The following is a 15,321-nucleotide window of genomic DNA, read 5'->3' as shown; positions in this document are numbered from 1 at the left end:
TCCTAGAGTGCAGAGATTTCTGCCTCGATGCAGCCAACCACCAACTGCTTGCCGAAATCGACCATATAAATGAATAGGTTCGCTTCCGTATGGCGACCGATCTGGACGATCTCACCAACGTGCCCGACGCTGACCAGACACTCTTCCGGCGACGCGTCGGGAAAGGAACCGTCGTTGAGCAGATCTATCGCCGCCTTGACACGTTGGCCTGACTGGTATCTTGGCAGTCTTGGTTCGATCATCGGGATGCCGCTCCTGGCGAGGAAGGCTCCTCGCCTTCGCGGCTTCGCCTGACTAGATCGAGCTCCTTGCCTTTCATGCCGACGCGATAGCCGGAGCCGAGGAATTCGACCCCATAGATATAAAATTGTTGTAGGAACGTGCCGATCGAGACGACATAGCCAAGCTCACCTTTCTTGACCAGAACCTCACCAATCTCCTTGCCCACATAAGTGCCGTCGTTGCGGATGGTGCGGTTGGCCCGCACCTTGTCGCCATAGTCAAACAAGGGGGCGTCCGTCAGCTCGACGATCTCACTATCGCGGGCGATGTTGCTCATGCTGTCGTCCCCGTTCCACAGTTCGATACAACGTCTCGCACAGCCGCGGCCGCCGCCCGTCAATGCGGAGCATCAACCGCCCGAGTTTCTGAACCGCTAGTGTTGTCATGACATCCATCGTGGCCCTCAAGCAGGCTCCTGGTGACGCGGCAGCGCCGCGTCGAGCACGCATGTATTGTCAACGGGGCAAACCGCCACGCATTGTGGCTCGTCAAAGTAGCCGGCGCACTCGGTGCATTTCTCAGGATCAATCAGGAAAACGCCGGCTCGCTCGGAAATAGCGACGTTCGGGCATTGCGTTTCGCACGCCGAACAGCCCGTGCATTGCGACGCGATGATCTTGAACGGCATTACTTGAACCCATCCTCAGGCGGCGGAAGTCAGCGCGTTGGAGCGGGCCGCTGCATCGACCCTTTCAACGTGATGGATCTTCCCCTCATTGACTTTATCGAGATAGAGTTTGAACCAGGCGGTGACCGAGCCATCGATGAACTCGCAGGCGTACCGATCGACCGGCTCTATGCCGGCCTTGATCAATTCGGCCTTCGGGCAGCCGCCGATCTTTGACACGAATATGGCGTGGCAATCCTTGATGGCGCCGATGGCCATTTCGAGCTTGCTGTCCTCGCCATGACCACCTTGGCAATAGGAATGGATTGCTCGATGACCAACGTATTTTGCGCCTGAAGTCGAGAGCTCGTAGACCTGGAACTCCTTGGCATGACCGAAGTGCTGGTTGATCAATCCCGAGCCCTTGGTTGCAACCGCCACCAGCACCTTGATTTCGCTGGACGCGCTGGCGAGCCGCGCAAGCGCCTCCTGCTTGGCCACAAGGTTCGCGGTGCGCGCCTTCTCAACCTTAGCCTGATACTCCTTCCGGGCCTGCTCGTCGTATTTGATGTCCATCGCCATGATTTTTTCCATGGTGAACTCCGCGCCGCGGTCCTCCCCGAGCAGTCCGACGGCGTCGGCCCGGCACTGGCGACAGTGACGCATCATGTTCATCTCGCTTTCGCAGCTATCCTGCAATGCTACCACTTCCTGTGCAGTCGGGCCGCGTTGCCCCCTGAGGCCGAAGACGGTCCCATGCTCCGGCGACGATATCAGCGGCATCACGTTATGCAGGAAGGCGCCGCGCGACTTCACGGCCTTGTTAACCTCGACCAGATGCTGATCGTTAATCCCCGGGATCATCACCGAGTTGACCTTGCACAGGACGCCGCGCGCGGTGAGCATCTCCAGCCCTTGGAGCTGTCGGTTGCTGAGTATTCTTGCGGCTTCAATGCCGGTGCAGCGCTTGTGGCCGTAAAAGATCCACGGATGGATCTTTGCACCAATTTCGGGGTCGATCATGTTGATCGTGATCGTCACGTGGTCGACCTTGAGTCTCGCGATTGTGTCGACATGATCGGGTAGCGCAAGGCCGTTCGTCGAGAGGCACAGCTTGAGATCTGGCGCGAGCCTATTGACGAGCTCGAATGTCCTGAATGTCTTGTCCGGGTTCGCGAGCGGATCGCCAGGACCGGCAACGCCGACCACGCTCATCTGAGGGATCGCGGAAGCGACCGCCAGCACCTTCTTGGCGGCCTGCACCGGCGTCAACTTTTCACTGACAATGCCAGGACGCGATTCGTTAGCGCAATCGTACTTACGATTGCAGTAATTGCATTGGATATTGCAGGCGGGTGCGACGGCGACATGCATGCGGGCATAATGGTGGTGCGCCTCCTCGCTGTAACACGGATGGTTCTTCACCTTTTCCCAGATCTCAATTGGCAGATTGGCGATGCCAGCCTGAGATCCGCAGCTTGCCTTACCGCTGCCACCGATCGTACCGCAGCCCTTGTGCGTCGCCATGACTTGCATGGTCTCGCTGATCTCGCCGCCGCAGGATACCTGGTGTTGCGCTGAAGTACTCATTGTTCCAATTCTCTTCGCAAGCCGAACCCTTCGGCAAGCATCCCCAGAGTCTTTCTGGAAAGCCAAGAGCAACTGGCGTGCCATTCCTGCAGGATGAATTTAACATTTCGCTTTCAAGTACTTAGCTAAGCCCTGGTCGATTGTTAGCTTTATCAATTCATGTTGGAAAGCTGACAAGGGTTGCGATCACAACAGCGCTGACACCATTGTTTTGAGGCCCGGAGGCAGCGTCAGCTATGGCTTCGGCAAACGGCAGGCGGGTGGCGTGGTTTGAAAGTTGATCTTCCGTCAGAACGTGACGCCTAGGCAAAGCACAATCCGCAAAAGACGTCCGGGGCGCTTTGAAGGACAGGTTGATAAGGCGAGCCTAGAAGCAGAGAAAGCAGTCCTGTGACTGACCTATGCCATGGAAGATCACGCGGACCCCTGCGTGATGCTCCGGAAGGGCATTGTCAACCAGGTGAAGAAAAACGCCCGCTCGCCAGGGTCAGGGATCATCACGAAGGTTGATACTTCTGAGCCTGCGATCTGGGCCGGCGCGCGACTCAACCACTCAAAGCTGAACCTTATGGAGTCCAGCCATTGGCCTGACGCTGTTAAGACGCGCGGAATGCAACGAGCGGCCTGGCGGCCGCCGAAAAGGGGAGGTCGCGAAGGCCTCCCCACCAACGCCATCCCGCTGGCCGGATGCCTCGATGCTGCGCCCCGGCCAAGATACTGCCTTTGGCAGCGCGCGGCAGCACGATCTTGGTTCCGAACAAGGCTGCATGGGCTGTCGCGTTGACCGGTACGCGCTCACCGCGCCCGCCAAGACTTCCCTGGACATCCCAGTTTGACGACGTCCATAGACACGGAGTTTCATTTTTCGGTTGCTTCGCCGCCGCGCTTCTTGGCGTTTATGGTGATTGGTAGGGTGGTGTCGCTCGCCATCGCCGGTAGGTCGAGCACCCAGCCGTTTGCGATTTTAATCCAACCACCCCACAGCGTCTCGTGCTCCCAGCCGACGATCGGCTCCTCAAGATCTTTCTTGGGTACATAAATCGAAAGGCCTGTCTCAGGCGAACGACGAATCATGACCTTCATAGGGGCTCTGCAGGTTGCGAACTCTCGCCCGCACGCTCCTGACACGCACGCAACAGGGCTCTCTGTTCGGAAGTAATGTGCGCCAGGACTTGCAGCACACGATCGATCTCATCCAGCGCCGTCTCTCGCGAGAGCGAGAAGCGAACCGCACCGCGCAAAAACGCCGGCGCTACTCTCATCGCGCGCAGGACATGGGACGGCTCCATCGAGCCGCACGCGCAGGCTGAACCGAGTGAGGTGGCAATTCCGTCACGATTCAGGTGGTGGACGATGGCCTCCGCTTCGAGACGCTCGAAGGCAATGTTAGAGGTATTTGGCAGGCGGTTTTTGATATCACCAAGCACGATGCAACCGCCGAGCGCGAGAATGCCGCGCTCCAGCCGGTCGCGAAGGGCGCAAATCTGGATCTGATCTTGTATGAGGTGTGCCGCCGCGAGTTCCGCCGCCTTGCCGAGCCCAACAATGCCTGGGACGTTTTCGGTGCCAGCGCGGCGACGCCGCTCTTGCACGCCGCCGAAGATCAGCGGCCGGAACTTAATGTCCTTGCGGACATACAGCGCGCCGATGCCCTTCGGACCATGGAGCTTGTGGCCGGAGAGCGACAGCATATCGATGTCCGTCGTCTTCAGGTCAATGGGAATCCGCCCGACGGCCTGGACTGCATCCGTGTGAAAGAGCGCGCCGACTGAGCGCGCCATCTTGGCGAGGGACTTCACCGGAAAGATCGTACCGGTCTCATTATTCGCCCACATGATCGAGGCGACTGACGTACGCTCCGACAAGGCATTGCCATAACTCTCGATGTCCAATCGACCGCTTGCATCGACCGGAATGACATGGATCTTGATTCCTCGTCGGCCCAGCTCCTCGGCAAGAGACAGCACGGCCGAATGCTCAACGGCGGTTGTGACGATCTCGTCGCGTCCTTCCTGCACGGCGAGCGCGGAAAGGATCGCAGTGTTGTCAGATTCCGTCGCGCCGGAGGTGAAAACGATTTCGTGATCGAATGCCGCGCCAATGAGAGCCTGCACATTTCGGCGCGCCTGCGTCAATGCGGGTGCAACCTCAATGCCGAATGCATGCCCGGACGACGCATTGCCGAATTGCCCAGAGAAGAACGGCAGCATCGCGGCGACCACCAAAGGATGTGCAGGGGTCGTGGCGTTATTGTCCAGGTAAATCGGACGCACGGAGAGTTCGCTCTGCATTTAAACCCTCACTTTGGCAGCTCCGGGGAACGGGATCAGGCGGGCAAACTTTCCGAGCCGCTCGATCAGGCGCGCCTGAATAGCCGCGAGCGTCGTGCCCGCAAGCTTGCATACCCTGCAAGCGCCGGTTAGCCCGACCATGATCTTGTCGCCGTCTATTGCGACGAGCTCACAATGTCCCCGATCGCGCCTGAGGCTTGGCCGACTCTCATCGAGCACGGCGCGGACAATCCGCTCGCGATCGGAAGGCTCGATAGTCCGAGACTGCTTCGTAGGTTCAGCCTTCAGGCCCATGTTCGATGCTCATTCCATTGCCAAGCGTACCAAGGCGACTCAGCTGAACGATTTGCCGCATGAACAGCTCGATTTGGCATTTGGGTTATCGAAGCGGAATCCTGATCCTTCGAGCGACACCACGAAATCGATCGTGGTGCCGTTGAGATGCGCCCGGCTCGCGTTGTCGACAAAGACTTTAATCCCGCCTTGCTCGAACACGGTCTCATCGGAGCTTGGCTCATGAGCAAGACCCATTTTATATGTGAATCCCTGGCAGCCGCCGCCTTCGATCATGATCCGCAAACCGGTTGCCGGCTGCGCTGTCGAGGAGATTGCGGCCTTCAGTGCGTTGATGGCGCTATTCGTTAGGTTGATCATCTCTGGCTCGTTCTCAGTTCTCTCGCAAAGCACAAATGGCAAATCCCATGCCAGTCGAGATGCAGATGAAACCAGCTTCTATTGCAGAGGCCCACCATTCGATTTGCGACCTGTCGGGTTCGCGACAGGCGGTTTTCCGGCAGCAGGATGTCATGCGTGCGAGGCCTCGTGATGGTGACAGCAGGTATCCCCGCAAATCGCGCCAAGCCGCCGTTTACGCTCTACGTCGCTGCAGACATCGCGGACGGCAAACAACTTGCAGGAAGGTAGGGGCACGTCGCATTGGGCGACCCGTGCACACCACAAATTGATGAGGAGACTTCCATGACCTCAATCGACAACACCGCTCTTGGCCCGCTGGACAAGGAGGGGCGATTGCTGAATGCGGTGCTTAAGAGTGAAACAACGAAGTCCGGGCGATTTGGGTTTCGAGGCGACATCGCGCTGAAGTTCCAAGCCCAGCTCGCCGACGAAAAACGACCGCCGGATTATTCCATCGAACAAGTTCTTGCAATTGCACAAGAAGGCGAACCAGCCATCCCAGTCCTTGCCGGATATCTGCATTCCTTCGCTTATCTACCCGAGGCCGCGAAGGTGCTGGATGGCAGGCTGAGCCCCAACGGCAGCTATTTCATCTTCTGCAACAACATTGATCTGCTCGCGAAGTACCGCACAAAAATAGGCGACATCACCTTCCGCATTCTGCCTTGCAACGAATCAACCGTATGGAAGGAGATGATGGACCTCGCCGGCATCGACAAGAACGACCTCAAGAAGCTCGGTACCGCCGCAAGGCTCGACTACTTGCTCGATGCAGCCAAGGAACTCGATGGATCATACACGGAGATCTCATACGAGGACGGCCTAGCCAAAATGGAGCCGGTGAAGAACAGAAGCGAAAACCGCCCAGTCTGAGGCATCGCCTCAGATCCCTTTCTCGCCAGCTCGACAGTCCGCCGCAAAGAGATTCACTGCAAACGCTTCGCCTGCGGCGGGCTCTTTCAAACCTTGGCGATGCACTTCCGGCCCAGCTTTTCGGGCAGATGACATGCCCACTCTGCTGGTCGTGTGTTGGCCAAGAGCACTGTCGTCATCACGCTGTGGCCGGCTCACCGCGACGGTCCGACTGAGCGGGTCTATCGTGATCAGGACATTCTAAGTCTGACCGGTTCATGGTCGCGGTCACACTTCAAAGGCCGATCGACGGTGTGTGGATTGGCTTTGGCGTTGTGCTCCAGGCCTTTGCCAGCCTGAGCGGCGCTGAGATGTCGCGCGAGGAGCGATCACTATGCTGATGGTTCACGGAAGCGCCGGCGGTGATCCGGACATTCCGGGGGTGCGCGATGTCCGTGCTGCGGAAGCCGGGGGCATCCGCGCACTGCAGCGACCACGGGTGGATGCAGAACTCGCGCCGACCCGGATGCGCGGTAGCGTACGTGCGAAATCGCCTGACAGAATCCGCCGCAGGGAGTGTGGAGGACGGAGTGGTCGCCAAAGGGGTGGAGGTGCTGGCAACTGTGTAGGAGTGCCCGAGTACCCGTCGCGGTAATCAGCAGCACCCGCAGGTCGAGCAGGCGGGTGGACTTCCCGTCAGCCTCGGCTTCGGCCACGCAGGCTTAGACCTATCGTCTCGGGCGTGCGCCTGATTACAGGCCCAGCAACAGCCCTTGCGATCTGCATGGCGTGCAACGCCGCGGCCTTTGAGCAGTTGATCCGCCGCAACGAACATCGAGGTCGGATGCCCTGAGGGATCGCTGAGGTCCTTGTGGATGCGGCCGACCAGAACATCACCCTGGCCAGCGGCGGCGATTGGTATCGGACCTCGTTTTTGGTGCGGTCGGACGACCTTCACGCCGGGCGCTTGCGCCATGATTGGGCGCACATGCTCCTCGCTGATCGGCTTCTCGCATTCGAAGTTGATGGGCGCGCAGCACGGGTACGCGGATGCAGGTCACACCAGTCACGATTATCCCGTCCGAGAAGATCTTGAAAGTTGGCAATTCAGATTGACACGCGTGAATTTCAGGAACCTTTTCCTTCGCAGCGGCGCCAGCCCCGCTGGTGACCCGCTAAGTTGCGCTTATCACGCGCTTGATGCGATTCTTCTGGTGCGATGATGCCCTTGCGGTCGCGGACGCGGCCCGCATTGATCTCGAGGATCACCAGCGGCAGGTTCGGATCCATTCGGAAAGCGGAGGAGTTGTCGACCACGACAGCGCCTGCCCTGACCGCGATCGGCGCGTCCGTTTTGGAGATGCCGTTGCCGTCCGAGAACAGGGCGATGTCGTCAGCTCCTCGATCACGACGCCCTTGCTCCAGAACGACATCGTCTTGCCGGGCGAGCGGGAGCTGGCCAGCGCTTCAGCCTGCCAAAGCGAAAGCCGCGGCTGTCCGTGGAGGCGAGAATTCGGCGCCCCCCCCCGCCGCCGGTGACCGCCGACAATCGCGAGCACGGGATCGTTACTCACATTTTCCTCCATTTCCGTTTGAGCATGATCTGGTCGGAAACTCGGATTCCACTCTTCCGGATCAGCCTGTGCAGACAACAAAAAAGTGCGGGACCAATGGCGGCGGGGCTTCGGTAGAGCTGGTGCGTTCAGTGGACGAGTAGGCGCGCATGCCTCTCCGGGCCCCGAAGGCCGTGGTGGTCTTGGTCGCGCGTTTGGTGATCGTGAGCATGACCGCTACTTGTGCGGTATGCTTCGCAAGAATTGATGTTGAAGAGTTACTGATCGATGGTTTGAAGCATTCGAGATCCGACACTCTCAAGTCGCCTTCAGCATTTTCTGAACCGACCACCTCCTTTTTTTAAGAACAACACGTTCTGTTCATTATGCTAGCCCAATAGAACATGGGATCGACGTCTGGGGCGGCGCAACCGGTAGGAGACTGCCAGATCGAACCTCGATGCTGCATTTAAGTTCTTCGAAGGGGCGGTTTGTGCCGGAAACGGCAAACATAACTGCGTGAGTAATGCTCGATGTGAGTAGCAGATCGATAGTGTCGAGCTACAAACCTGAGTATGTAAAAACGGCGGAGCCGGCATCCCTTGAATACAAGCACTAACGAGACACCCAGCAACGAAGAGCCGCAGGGCGTGGCATCGCTCGTTGTCGGCTAGGTTTTCCTTGTGGCCTGCGTGTCGCAATCGCCCTGAATGATTCTGCTGGTGGCGAGCGATTCGAAGGCGCTAATTGGGCCCGATGGTGCGTCTTCTGATTAACATTTCTCTTCATGTCTCCTCCTGCGGCTGGACGTGGGGAGCCCCAGGAGACTTCTCTCGCGGAACCGAACAAGATCCGCCGCAAGAAACCCTCTCGTCCCTGTAGTTGGCCAAGGCTTGGAGCAGCCGTGGCATATAATACTTCTTCGCACGCTCCGCTGGCAATTCCGGCATAGCTTTCGGATCGTCTAGCCACGTCATCGCCCGCTCGATCAGCTCGATCGCATGTTGCTTGTCACCACTCTCGTGGTAGTACTGAGCGACCACCATATAGGAAGAGCAGTTGAGGCCGCCGAAGGCCTGCCCAGGATTGAGGATATGTTCCGAAACATCCCTGCCGATCGCAAAGCGTTCCGCACGCGGGAGGTGCGTGTTGTCGTTCTCCGCATCAAAGAGTTGCCTCATCGCGCCAACCAGCGCACTCAAAGCCTCTGACTGTGTCTCAATCGCATTTCGAACCAGTTGGCGTAAGACCTGGAAACCAGTCGCCGTGTCGCGCATTTTGTGAAGCAACAGATGCGCATGAATCTCCCGGAAGTGGAGATTGTCCGGCGTCGCGGCAATGCCCTCTTCGACGGCTAATAGCGCTGTCGGCCAGTCCTTTGCTTCCATCGCCGCTCCAATTCTCCGGTGCATTGAGCGTTCGCGCGCTAGGCGCTGGCCTTCCGCAATCCGTTTCGCATCAGCGAATTTAGCTTGATAGCTGCTGCGCCAAGTGCCGTTTATTATTTTCGGCAAGACGTCGTCGAGTGTGATCGGATGACCGATATAGGCAATGTGGCCGTCGCGATCGACGACGAACGATGTCGGAATCCCAACAGATGAGCTGGCATCCATCCAAAGCTTGTTCATTTCGCCCGTACTGTCGAACCCGATTCGATAGTTCAAATTTGAGAACTTCTCAGTCAACCATACGTCCAGCTTGGTACGAGCCTCATCCGCCGTTGGTGCTTGTTCGCTAGCTGCGACTCCGACGACCTCAAGCCCCTCGTCTTTGTATTTTGCTTGCAGCTCAATGAGATGGGGCATCGCCTCCTCACATGGACCGCACCAACTTGCCCAAAATTCGACGATGTACAGTCCCCCTGGCTGGAACTTCGTAAGGGGGGCGCCACGCAGCCAGTTCTCGACTTTGAGCGAAGGAGCCGGGGTCGCCATGCACAGCACCATCATTTCTTCTCCAAAGTCAGTTGTTGCGAGAGCTTGTCTTTACACTGAGTTAGCAATCACCGTGCCAGGCGCTCCGCGCGCACTAAGCACATGAAAAAGCTTTGAGAAACATCCACACGCCCAATAGGTCCACTGTAGACTGACATGCTTTGCGTGAGCGTTAGATTTCGGGCACGCATCGCGCCCTTCCGGTCACCAAAACGCGAATGCGCATCCCCGAGCCGCGACGTAGGCTTCGCCGTAACGCTCGGCGGCGGGCTCAGGGCGCTGAGCGAGAAGGATCACCCCTTAACTGCCGCGCGATCTAGCCGGGGTGCCCAAGGCCGCTCACATCGCCTGCCGAGTGTCTGTTGATCTGGCGCAAAGGCGGAGACTGCGCGCGCAGCCCTGAACAAGGCGATGCTAGCCAGCCGACAGGCTACTCACGAGCATTTCTGCCGCACTGATGGGCGGTGACCTGTCCATTGATTGGCACGTGCATTGATCAGTTCGACCCAGCGCTCCCGTGTTATGCGGGTTGCCTTGGACGTGCGGTTCCGGACAATCTCAAATAGGGTGGCCGCGTACTGGCTGCTCCAACCTGGCTGGGGGCATGGTGGAGCAGAGTTAGCCGCGCGTACTCAATACAGTGAGAACGACGTGAAACCATGCAGAATTCGCAACCAAAGTCACCTAGCCCATCAACTCCTTGCGCCGTGGTTACTGTGGTCCGCGAGCACGAGACGGCGCGGTCGTGTCATTTGATCATTTGACCGATCCCCCCGAAGGACAGCCAATACGTCCATGTTCGGGCACGGTCAGCTCAGGAAAGCTGGGTTGGCGCCAACAGAGCAGGTTGGATGTCGCACGTTGGCGAATAGCAAATGAATCTCCGACTGGGCTTCGATATTTAACATCGCACCGTAGATGTCGTCCGCTCGATACCGGATCTCCCGACTTGCCTTCATCTCTGGCAAAGCAGCCCTATTGATAGCGAAGAAAGTCGCTTCAACCCCGTGGCGCGTGCGTCTGACAGTTTGTTGGACACACCCGCGCGCAGGCGCTGCAGCCGATGCAAGCGCCTTCGTCATTCAGCACCATGATTTTTTTTTCGAGCTCATCGTCCTCCTCATCGAGATCGATGATTTGGCCAGCCTCGCTTAGCCCCTTCAGCGTCATGACCTCGCGGCCGCAAACCTTATAGCAGCGGCCGCAGCCGATGCACTTCTTGAGATCGATAGAAACCAGGTAATCCGGCTCCCAACTGCGGCCGTCTCGGGTCCTAAATGACATGGCTTGAGATCCGCTATGCTTTGTCTAGCGCTTGGAGATTTTGGCGCTTGCTTTCGAGCTCGCTGAAGGCAGCGTGGGCCTTCTGCGCCACACTCAGGATCGAGCACCAGTTGACCGGCAGCTCCTCGGAGAGGTCGTGGAGGTGCATCTTGGCTTGGGTCGCCTTCGCCGACAGCTTCTTTATTTCCGCTTTCAGCGCTTCAACATCGCTCATGCTTGCCTCAATAATTCGCCACTTCCGGGAACTTACGGATCATCTCAACGCCACTATTGACGAATTTGTCGCCTTGATCAGCGAGATCAGAGAAATGGTCGAAACCAAAGCGATGTACGTCGCGCAGCTGCTTGCTCACGACAACGAGCCGGCCGCCGATCAAGACGATCCGACCGAACCCTTCGTTGTGCATCTTCAGCATTGGGGAGATCATCACTCCGGTCGCCTTCTCGATCGAGAGCGCAACCGCGTGAAAGAACAGCTCCAGTCGCCATGTCGTCTCGGGATCGGGATTGCCGACAATAGGCAGCGCACGGCGCTTGTGCTTGTCGAGAACGTAGGGTTCGAGCAAATCGAGATCCTCCTTGCCCTCCCAGGCACCGTGGGAGTCCTGGGCGCGCCAGATCTTGACGAGCTCTTTCAGAAATTGCGGCTCCGCCGCCGCGGGGGCTGGAGTGACTTCGGACGTATCTCCCATCCTCGTTCCTTCAGGTTTCGAAATCCACTGTACGTTCCGGGTCTTTGGCGAGCAGCTTCCGGAGCCAGGGCGGCGGCGAGCCCTTCAGCACGGTTTCGAGTTTGACGCAAAGTTCATCGATGGGCTCTGGTTGCAGCACCTTCATCGGATGGATCTTGCTCGCGACGACTCGTGCAGCACCCGAGCCGCCGATCGCCGCAACATAGAGGATTGCGCAGTCCCTGATCGCCTCGATCTTGGGCGCTAGCTTATCCTCATTGCCGTCTTCCGTGAGGTCACCACCGAACTGGATCGCCTCAATAAACCGATGCCCCTCCGGGCCGACCTCGTAGATCGCGATGTTCTTGGCCCAGCCGAAGTGCGCATCGACATGCTTCAAGTCCTGAGTGGCAAATGCAACTTTCATCCGTGTTGTTTTCTCTCCCTGCTCAATGCAACCGAGGCGAAACGACCTGCAGGCCAGAGTTGGTGAATCGCCAGCTGTCAGGCGTCGGCCGATGGTTGATCTCTCGGTCGGTGATAATGAGATTGGCGATGTCAAAGATCAGGTCGCGCGTGCCGCGATAACCAACCATTGTGAGGTGCGCAGCGCCAAGGCGATCGAACATGGGAAAGCCCACCCGGAAGAATGGAACATTGAGTCGCGAAGCCGCCTGGCGACCATGTGAATGGGACATCAAGAGGTCGCAGTCACGCGTCCTGGCAAGCTCTTCAAGATCCTCCAGATCGCCGATCAGGACGTCCTCGGTCCTGACTCGCTGCAGCACTGGTGAGTTCGTCGTCGTCACCGCAGCAGTGACCTGCGCCCCCATCTCATGGAGCGAGCTGGAGAGATCAAATAGCAAGTCCGGCTCGGCGCCGATCGCGAGCTTGCGGCCGCCGATATGGAAATGAGCATCCAGCATGGCGTCTGCCAGCTGTCCACGCTGCCGGCGATACTTCGAGGGTACTGACCGGCCGGTGATCTGGCTCAAGAACGCCATAAATTCGTCGTTTGGGATAAGGCCACAGAGCCGCTCGAATAGACGGAACGGCGCGCCTGTCCGCACCTGCATGGTCTCGGCCGCACGGCGCATTTGCGCGCCGATCGCGATCGTCCAGGCCACCTGCCCCATGGTCGCAATTTCGTCCACTCCAATCCCCCCGATCGTAGTCGGCGTGAATTCGTCGGGGATGTGGCCGTCCAGCGAACCTGCAAGGTCCGGCAGGAAGGAGGGCTTGAGACCGAAATCCTCAAAGATCGTGCGAAGCTCGTCGAGGTCGCCGGGCGTGAGGTGGCACCCAGGTAGCACGTTAACGCGGGACGCATCGCGCGGTCTCGCTGGGTCGAACGGAGTCACAAGCACCTCGATCATCCGCGCCACCGTCTTGCCCCAGCCATCCTGCAAGGCATCCTTGAAATCCGGAGTCGAGACGTAGACAAGGGGGAGCTTTTCGAGCTGCGGGTGCTTCTGTCGGATCAACCGGATGAAGGCTTCGACGTCATCGCCGTTGGTTTCGGTGACCCCAGTTGAATTGATGCCAATGATCTCGGGCTCGATGCGATTGTGGATGTTGAGGATTGCCTGTTCGAGATTCTCGTGGCCGCCGAGCACGGTCGCAACCTCGCTCATAGCAGTTGTCTGCATCGGCACGGCTTCATTGAAATGGCGCACGAACAGCGTCAGCCCAAAGGAGGCGCAACCTTGCGGGCCGTGCAAAAGCGGCATCGCGCCGCGCAACCCCATGAAGGCAAACGCGCCGCCGATCGGCTGACTCATCTTGAGCGGATTGACCGAACAGGCTTTCTTCGAGGTAGTGACGATCGCCATGTCCCCTACTCCGCCGCCTGCAATGCCGGCGGCTGGAGATCGGACGGAATGTCCTTACAAGCAATGCACCGCCCGCTGGAACTGGTGCACGGCTTGTTGAGCTCGGCGAGCTTCGGGCCATGCGCCGCAATCGCGCTCTCACCCTCGCTGGCCTCAGCTTGATTGGAAAAACTTATCGTCCTGACGCCGTTCCTGCTCGGGTCCCGAACTGGATCCGCGGCTTGCGCATGCATCTGGGCAGCCGTCCTTGCCTGAAGATTCCGGTCGAACTCATCCCATGGCGCGGCTTGGCGGAGCTGATCCCATATCGGATTGTAGAGCGCCTTCTCGATCTCCTCCATGAGCTTGAGAATCCCGACATAGCCCATATAGGCGTGGCAGCGCTCCTGGTTGATATCGAGCCACGGCATCGCCGCCTTTAGTGCGACGAATTGCGACTTGCCGCCCGAGAGCATGATATCGGCTTTTGCGTCCTTGAGCATCTTGTAGATCTCGCGAGGCGACATGTCCTCGATCATATGGGCGTCCTGGCCCATTAATTCCTTGATACGTTCCTTGTCCTTCTTGGTCGATTTCTTCACGGACGTGCCGACGATCTCGAGCCCGGCCTCCTGCAAGGCGGCCACCATCGACCAGGATTTCACACCGCCGGTGATGAGAACAACCCTCTTGCCGGCAAAGCGCGGCTTGAAACGTTCAATCGCAGCCCAGGCCTTGGTCTCTTCGCGTGCGATCAGGGCTTGCGTGCGTTCCATCAGCTCAGCCGGCGCGCCACTTTCGATCAGCATGCGCGCGATCTGGCGGAGTGAATCGCTGGTATCCTCGATACCGTAGAAGGAGCCTTCAAAAAACGGGATGCCGTAGCGCTGCCTCATCTTGCGTGCGACGTTGATCATTGCCCTTGAGCAAACCATCATCGCGGCTTTGGCCCGGTGCGAATAAGCGACCTCGCGATACTTGCCGTCCCCCGAGATGCAGGACAGGATCCGGATTCCGAGCTCATCGAGCAGGGGCTTGATCTGCCAAAGCTCGCCGGACAGATTGTATTCACCGATGATGTTGATATCATACGATGTCGTGTAATCCGGCTCTCCGGTACCGATGACGTGCTCCAGCAGTGCTTCGCCAGCAAGCTTGTTACCAAGGTTCTTCGACCCGACAAATCCCGGTGAATTGATGGGAATGACCGGCTTGCCGAATTTGGCGGAGGCCGCCTTGCAGACCATATCGATGTCGTCACCGATCATTGCGGGCACGCATGTCTGGTAGACGAAGATGGCCTGCGGGTCGTATTTCTCTGTGATCTCCTTGACTGCCCTGTACAGCCGCTTCTCGCCGCCGAAGACGATATCGGTCTCGCTCATATCTGTGGTGAAGCTTCTGCGCCACAGATCGGAGCCGGACGAGACCGAACCACGATTGTCCCAGGAATTGCCCTCACAGGCGATTGGACCATGCACAAGATGGGCGACATCGGTGAAGGGCTGCAGCGCGACTTTGGCGCCATCGAAGGCACATCCGCCGGCGGCGCCGCCCGGCTTGAGCTGCTTGGTGCAACCATTCTTACGCTCGACCTTCGACTTGCTCGCGTTCCTGGCGCAGCCCGGTTCGTTAAAGACGTCCTGTATGGTCGTGGGAAGCGAAGTCATGGTGTCTCTCTCGGGATGTTAACACACCGCAGACCACAAGGATGACCGGCGGAGAACCTGTGATCCCCGCCGCAGCGCCG

Annotated in this window: 16 protein-coding genes and 1 pseudogene; 1 reads left to right on the top strand and 16 read right to left on the bottom strand. The window is 58.5% G+C overall.

Annotated elements, in window-relative coordinates; genetic code table 11:
* Positions 1-2: 2 nt before the first annotated feature.
* From AC0L2F_RS28560 to AC0L2F_RS28525, 8 genes are all read right to left on the bottom strand, one after another.
* The gene (locus tag AC0L2F_RS28560; RefSeq protein ID WP_007600034.1) at positions 3-242 is read right to left on the bottom strand and encodes a nitrogen fixation protein NifZ; all 240 of its coding nucleotides are present in this window, start codon (positions 240-242) and stop codon (positions 3-5) included.
* Complete coding sequence (locus tag AC0L2F_RS28555) at positions 239-559, bottom strand: nitrogen fixation protein NifZ (protein ID WP_473250691.1); 321 nt, start codon at positions 557-559, stop codon at positions 239-241. Before AC0L2F_RS28555 ends, AC0L2F_RS28560 begins: the two co-directional genes overlap by 4 nt.
* A gap of 126 nt (positions 560-685) precedes the next feature.
* A complete protein-coding gene (locus tag AC0L2F_RS28550; protein ID WP_473250690.1) occupies positions 686-910 on the bottom strand; it encodes a 4Fe-4S binding protein in 225 nt (74 codons plus the stop codon).
* Between the two features lie 15 nt (positions 911-925).
* Positions 926-2,479: a nitrogenase cofactor biosynthesis protein NifB gene (nifB, locus tag AC0L2F_RS28545; RefSeq protein WP_085394610.1), complete on the bottom strand. Its 1,554-nt coding sequence runs from the start codon at positions 2,477-2,479 to the stop codon at positions 926-928.
* 858 nt (positions 2,480-3,337) lie between these two features.
* Complete coding sequence (gene nifT, locus AC0L2F_RS28540; protein WP_007600030.1) at positions 3,338-3,562, bottom strand: putative nitrogen fixation protein NifT; 225 nt, start codon at positions 3,560-3,562, stop codon at positions 3,338-3,340.
* Positions 3,559-4,770, bottom strand: coding sequence for a cysteine desulfurase NifS (nifS, locus tag AC0L2F_RS28535; RefSeq protein ID WP_007600029.1), 1,212 nt, complete (start codon positions 4,768-4,770; stop codon positions 3,559-3,561). Before nifS ends, nifT begins: the two co-directional genes overlap by 4 nt.
* Complete coding sequence (locus AC0L2F_RS28530; RefSeq protein ID WP_473250689.1) at positions 4,771-5,064, bottom strand: NifU family protein; 294 nt, start codon at positions 5,062-5,064, stop codon at positions 4,771-4,773.
* Between the two features lie 39 nt (positions 5,065-5,103).
* On the bottom strand, positions 5,104-5,424 hold the full coding sequence (locus AC0L2F_RS28525) for an iron-sulfur cluster assembly accessory protein (protein WP_007600027.1): 321 nt from the start codon (positions 5,422-5,424) through the stop codon (positions 5,104-5,106).
* Between the two features lie 324 nt (positions 5,425-5,748).
* Here AC0L2F_RS28525 and AC0L2F_RS28520 point away from each other — a divergent pair, with 324 nt between their 5' ends.
* Positions 5,749-6,339 (top strand): hypothetical protein, encoded by a 591-nt coding sequence (locus AC0L2F_RS28520; RefSeq protein WP_085394607.1) that lies wholly within the window; start codon positions 5,749-5,751, stop codon positions 6,337-6,339.
* Positions 6,340-7,014: 675 nt separating this feature from the next.
* Here AC0L2F_RS28520 and AC0L2F_RS28515 read toward each other — a convergent pair.
* The 8 genes and pseudogenes from AC0L2F_RS28515 to nifE form a co-directional block, all read right to left on the bottom strand.
* Positions 7,015-7,904, bottom strand: a pseudogene (locus tag AC0L2F_RS28515) (aspartate-semialdehyde dehydrogenase).
* A gap of 752 nt (positions 7,905-8,656) precedes the next feature.
* Positions 8,657-9,817 (bottom strand): TlpA disulfide reductase family protein, encoded by a 1,161-nt coding sequence (locus tag AC0L2F_RS28510; RefSeq protein WP_473250709.1) that lies wholly within the window; start codon positions 9,815-9,817, stop codon positions 8,657-8,659.
* A gap of 987 nt (positions 9,818-10,804) precedes the next feature.
* Complete coding sequence (fdxB, locus tag AC0L2F_RS28505) at positions 10,805-11,089, bottom strand: ferredoxin III, nif-specific (RefSeq protein WP_085394605.1); 285 nt, start codon at positions 11,087-11,089, stop codon at positions 10,805-10,807.
* A gap of 13 nt (positions 11,090-11,102) precedes the next feature.
* Complete coding sequence (locus AC0L2F_RS28500) at positions 11,103-11,303, bottom strand: CCE_0567 family metalloprotein (protein ID WP_473250688.1); 201 nt, start codon at positions 11,301-11,303, stop codon at positions 11,103-11,105.
* A gap of 7 nt (positions 11,304-11,310) precedes the next feature.
* A complete protein-coding gene (locus AC0L2F_RS28495) occupies positions 11,311-11,781 on the bottom strand; it encodes a NifX-associated nitrogen fixation protein (protein ID WP_473250687.1) in 471 nt (156 codons plus the stop codon).
* A 10-nt stretch (positions 11,782-11,791) separates the two neighbouring features.
* Complete coding sequence (nifX, locus tag AC0L2F_RS28490; protein ID WP_085394603.1) at positions 11,792-12,187, bottom strand: nitrogen fixation protein NifX; 396 nt, start codon at positions 12,185-12,187, stop codon at positions 11,792-11,794.
* Between the two features lie 22 nt (positions 12,188-12,209).
* A complete protein-coding gene (gene nifN / locus AC0L2F_RS28485) occupies positions 12,210-13,592 on the bottom strand; it encodes a nitrogenase iron-molybdenum cofactor biosynthesis protein NifN (protein ID WP_473250686.1) in 1,383 nt (460 codons plus the stop codon).
* Between the two features lie 5 nt (positions 13,593-13,597).
* The gene (gene nifE, locus AC0L2F_RS28480) at positions 13,598-15,241 is read right to left on the bottom strand and encodes a nitrogenase iron-molybdenum cofactor biosynthesis protein NifE (RefSeq protein WP_473250685.1); all 1,644 of its coding nucleotides are present in this window, start codon (positions 15,239-15,241) and stop codon (positions 13,598-13,600) included.
* Between the last annotated feature and the right edge of the window lie 80 nt (positions 15,242-15,321).

The sequence above is a fragment of the Bradyrhizobium sp. Ken64 genome (assembly GCF_055807555.1).
This window is presented reverse-complemented; position numbering and strand designations above follow the sequence as displayed.

Coding starts and splice junctions, on each gene's coding strand:
- AC0L2F_RS28560 (WP_007600034.1), bottom strand. CDS start 242: ATGATCGAACCAAGACTGCCAAGATACCAGTCAGGCCAACGTGTCAAG.
- AC0L2F_RS28555 (WP_473250691.1), bottom strand. CDS start 559: ATGAGCAACATCGCCCGCGATAGTGAGATCGTCGAGCTGACGGACGCC.
- AC0L2F_RS28550 (WP_473250690.1), bottom strand. CDS start 910: ATGCCGTTCAAGATCATCGCGTCGCAATGCACGGGCTGTTCGGCGTGC.
- nifB (WP_085394610.1), bottom strand. CDS start 2,479: ATGAGTACTTCAGCGCAACACCAGGTATCCTGCGGCGGCGAGATCAGC.
- nifT (WP_007600030.1), bottom strand. CDS start 3,562: ATGAAGGTCATGATTCGTCGTTCGCCTGAGACAGGCCTTTCGATTTAT.
- nifS (WP_007600029.1), bottom strand. CDS start 4,770: ATGCAGAGCGAACTCTCCGTGCGTCCGATTTACCTGGACAATAACGCC.
- AC0L2F_RS28530 (WP_473250689.1), bottom strand. CDS start 5,064: ATGGGCCTGAAGGCTGAACCTACGAAGCAGTCTCGGACTATCGAGCCT.
- AC0L2F_RS28525 (WP_007600027.1), bottom strand. CDS start 5,424: ATGATCAACCTAACGAATAGCGCCATCAACGCACTGAAGGCCGCAATC.
- AC0L2F_RS28520 (WP_085394607.1), top strand. CDS start 5,749: ATGACCTCAATCGACAACACCGCTCTTGGCCCGCTGGACAAGGAGGGG.
- AC0L2F_RS28510 (WP_473250709.1), bottom strand. CDS start 9,817: ATGGTGCTGTGCATGGCGACCCCGGCTCCTTCGCTCAAAGTCGAGAAC.
- fdxB (WP_085394605.1), bottom strand. CDS start 11,089: ATGTCATTTAGGACCCGAGACGGCCGCAGTTGGGAGCCGGATTACCTG.
- AC0L2F_RS28500 (WP_473250688.1), bottom strand. CDS start 11,303: ATGAGCGATGTTGAAGCGCTGAAAGCGGAAATAAAGAAGCTGTCGGCG.
- AC0L2F_RS28495 (WP_473250687.1), bottom strand. CDS start 11,781: ATGGGAGATACGTCCGAAGTCACTCCAGCCCCCGCGGCGGCGGAGCCG.
- nifX (WP_085394603.1), bottom strand. CDS start 12,187: ATGAAAGTTGCATTTGCCACTCAGGACTTGAAGCATGTCGATGCGCAC.
- nifN (WP_473250686.1), bottom strand. CDS start 13,592: ATGGCGATCGTCACTACCTCGAAGAAAGCCTGTTCGGTCAATCCGCTC.
- nifE (WP_473250685.1), bottom strand. CDS start 15,241: ATGACTTCGCTTCCCACGACCATACAGGACGTCTTTAACGAACCGGGC.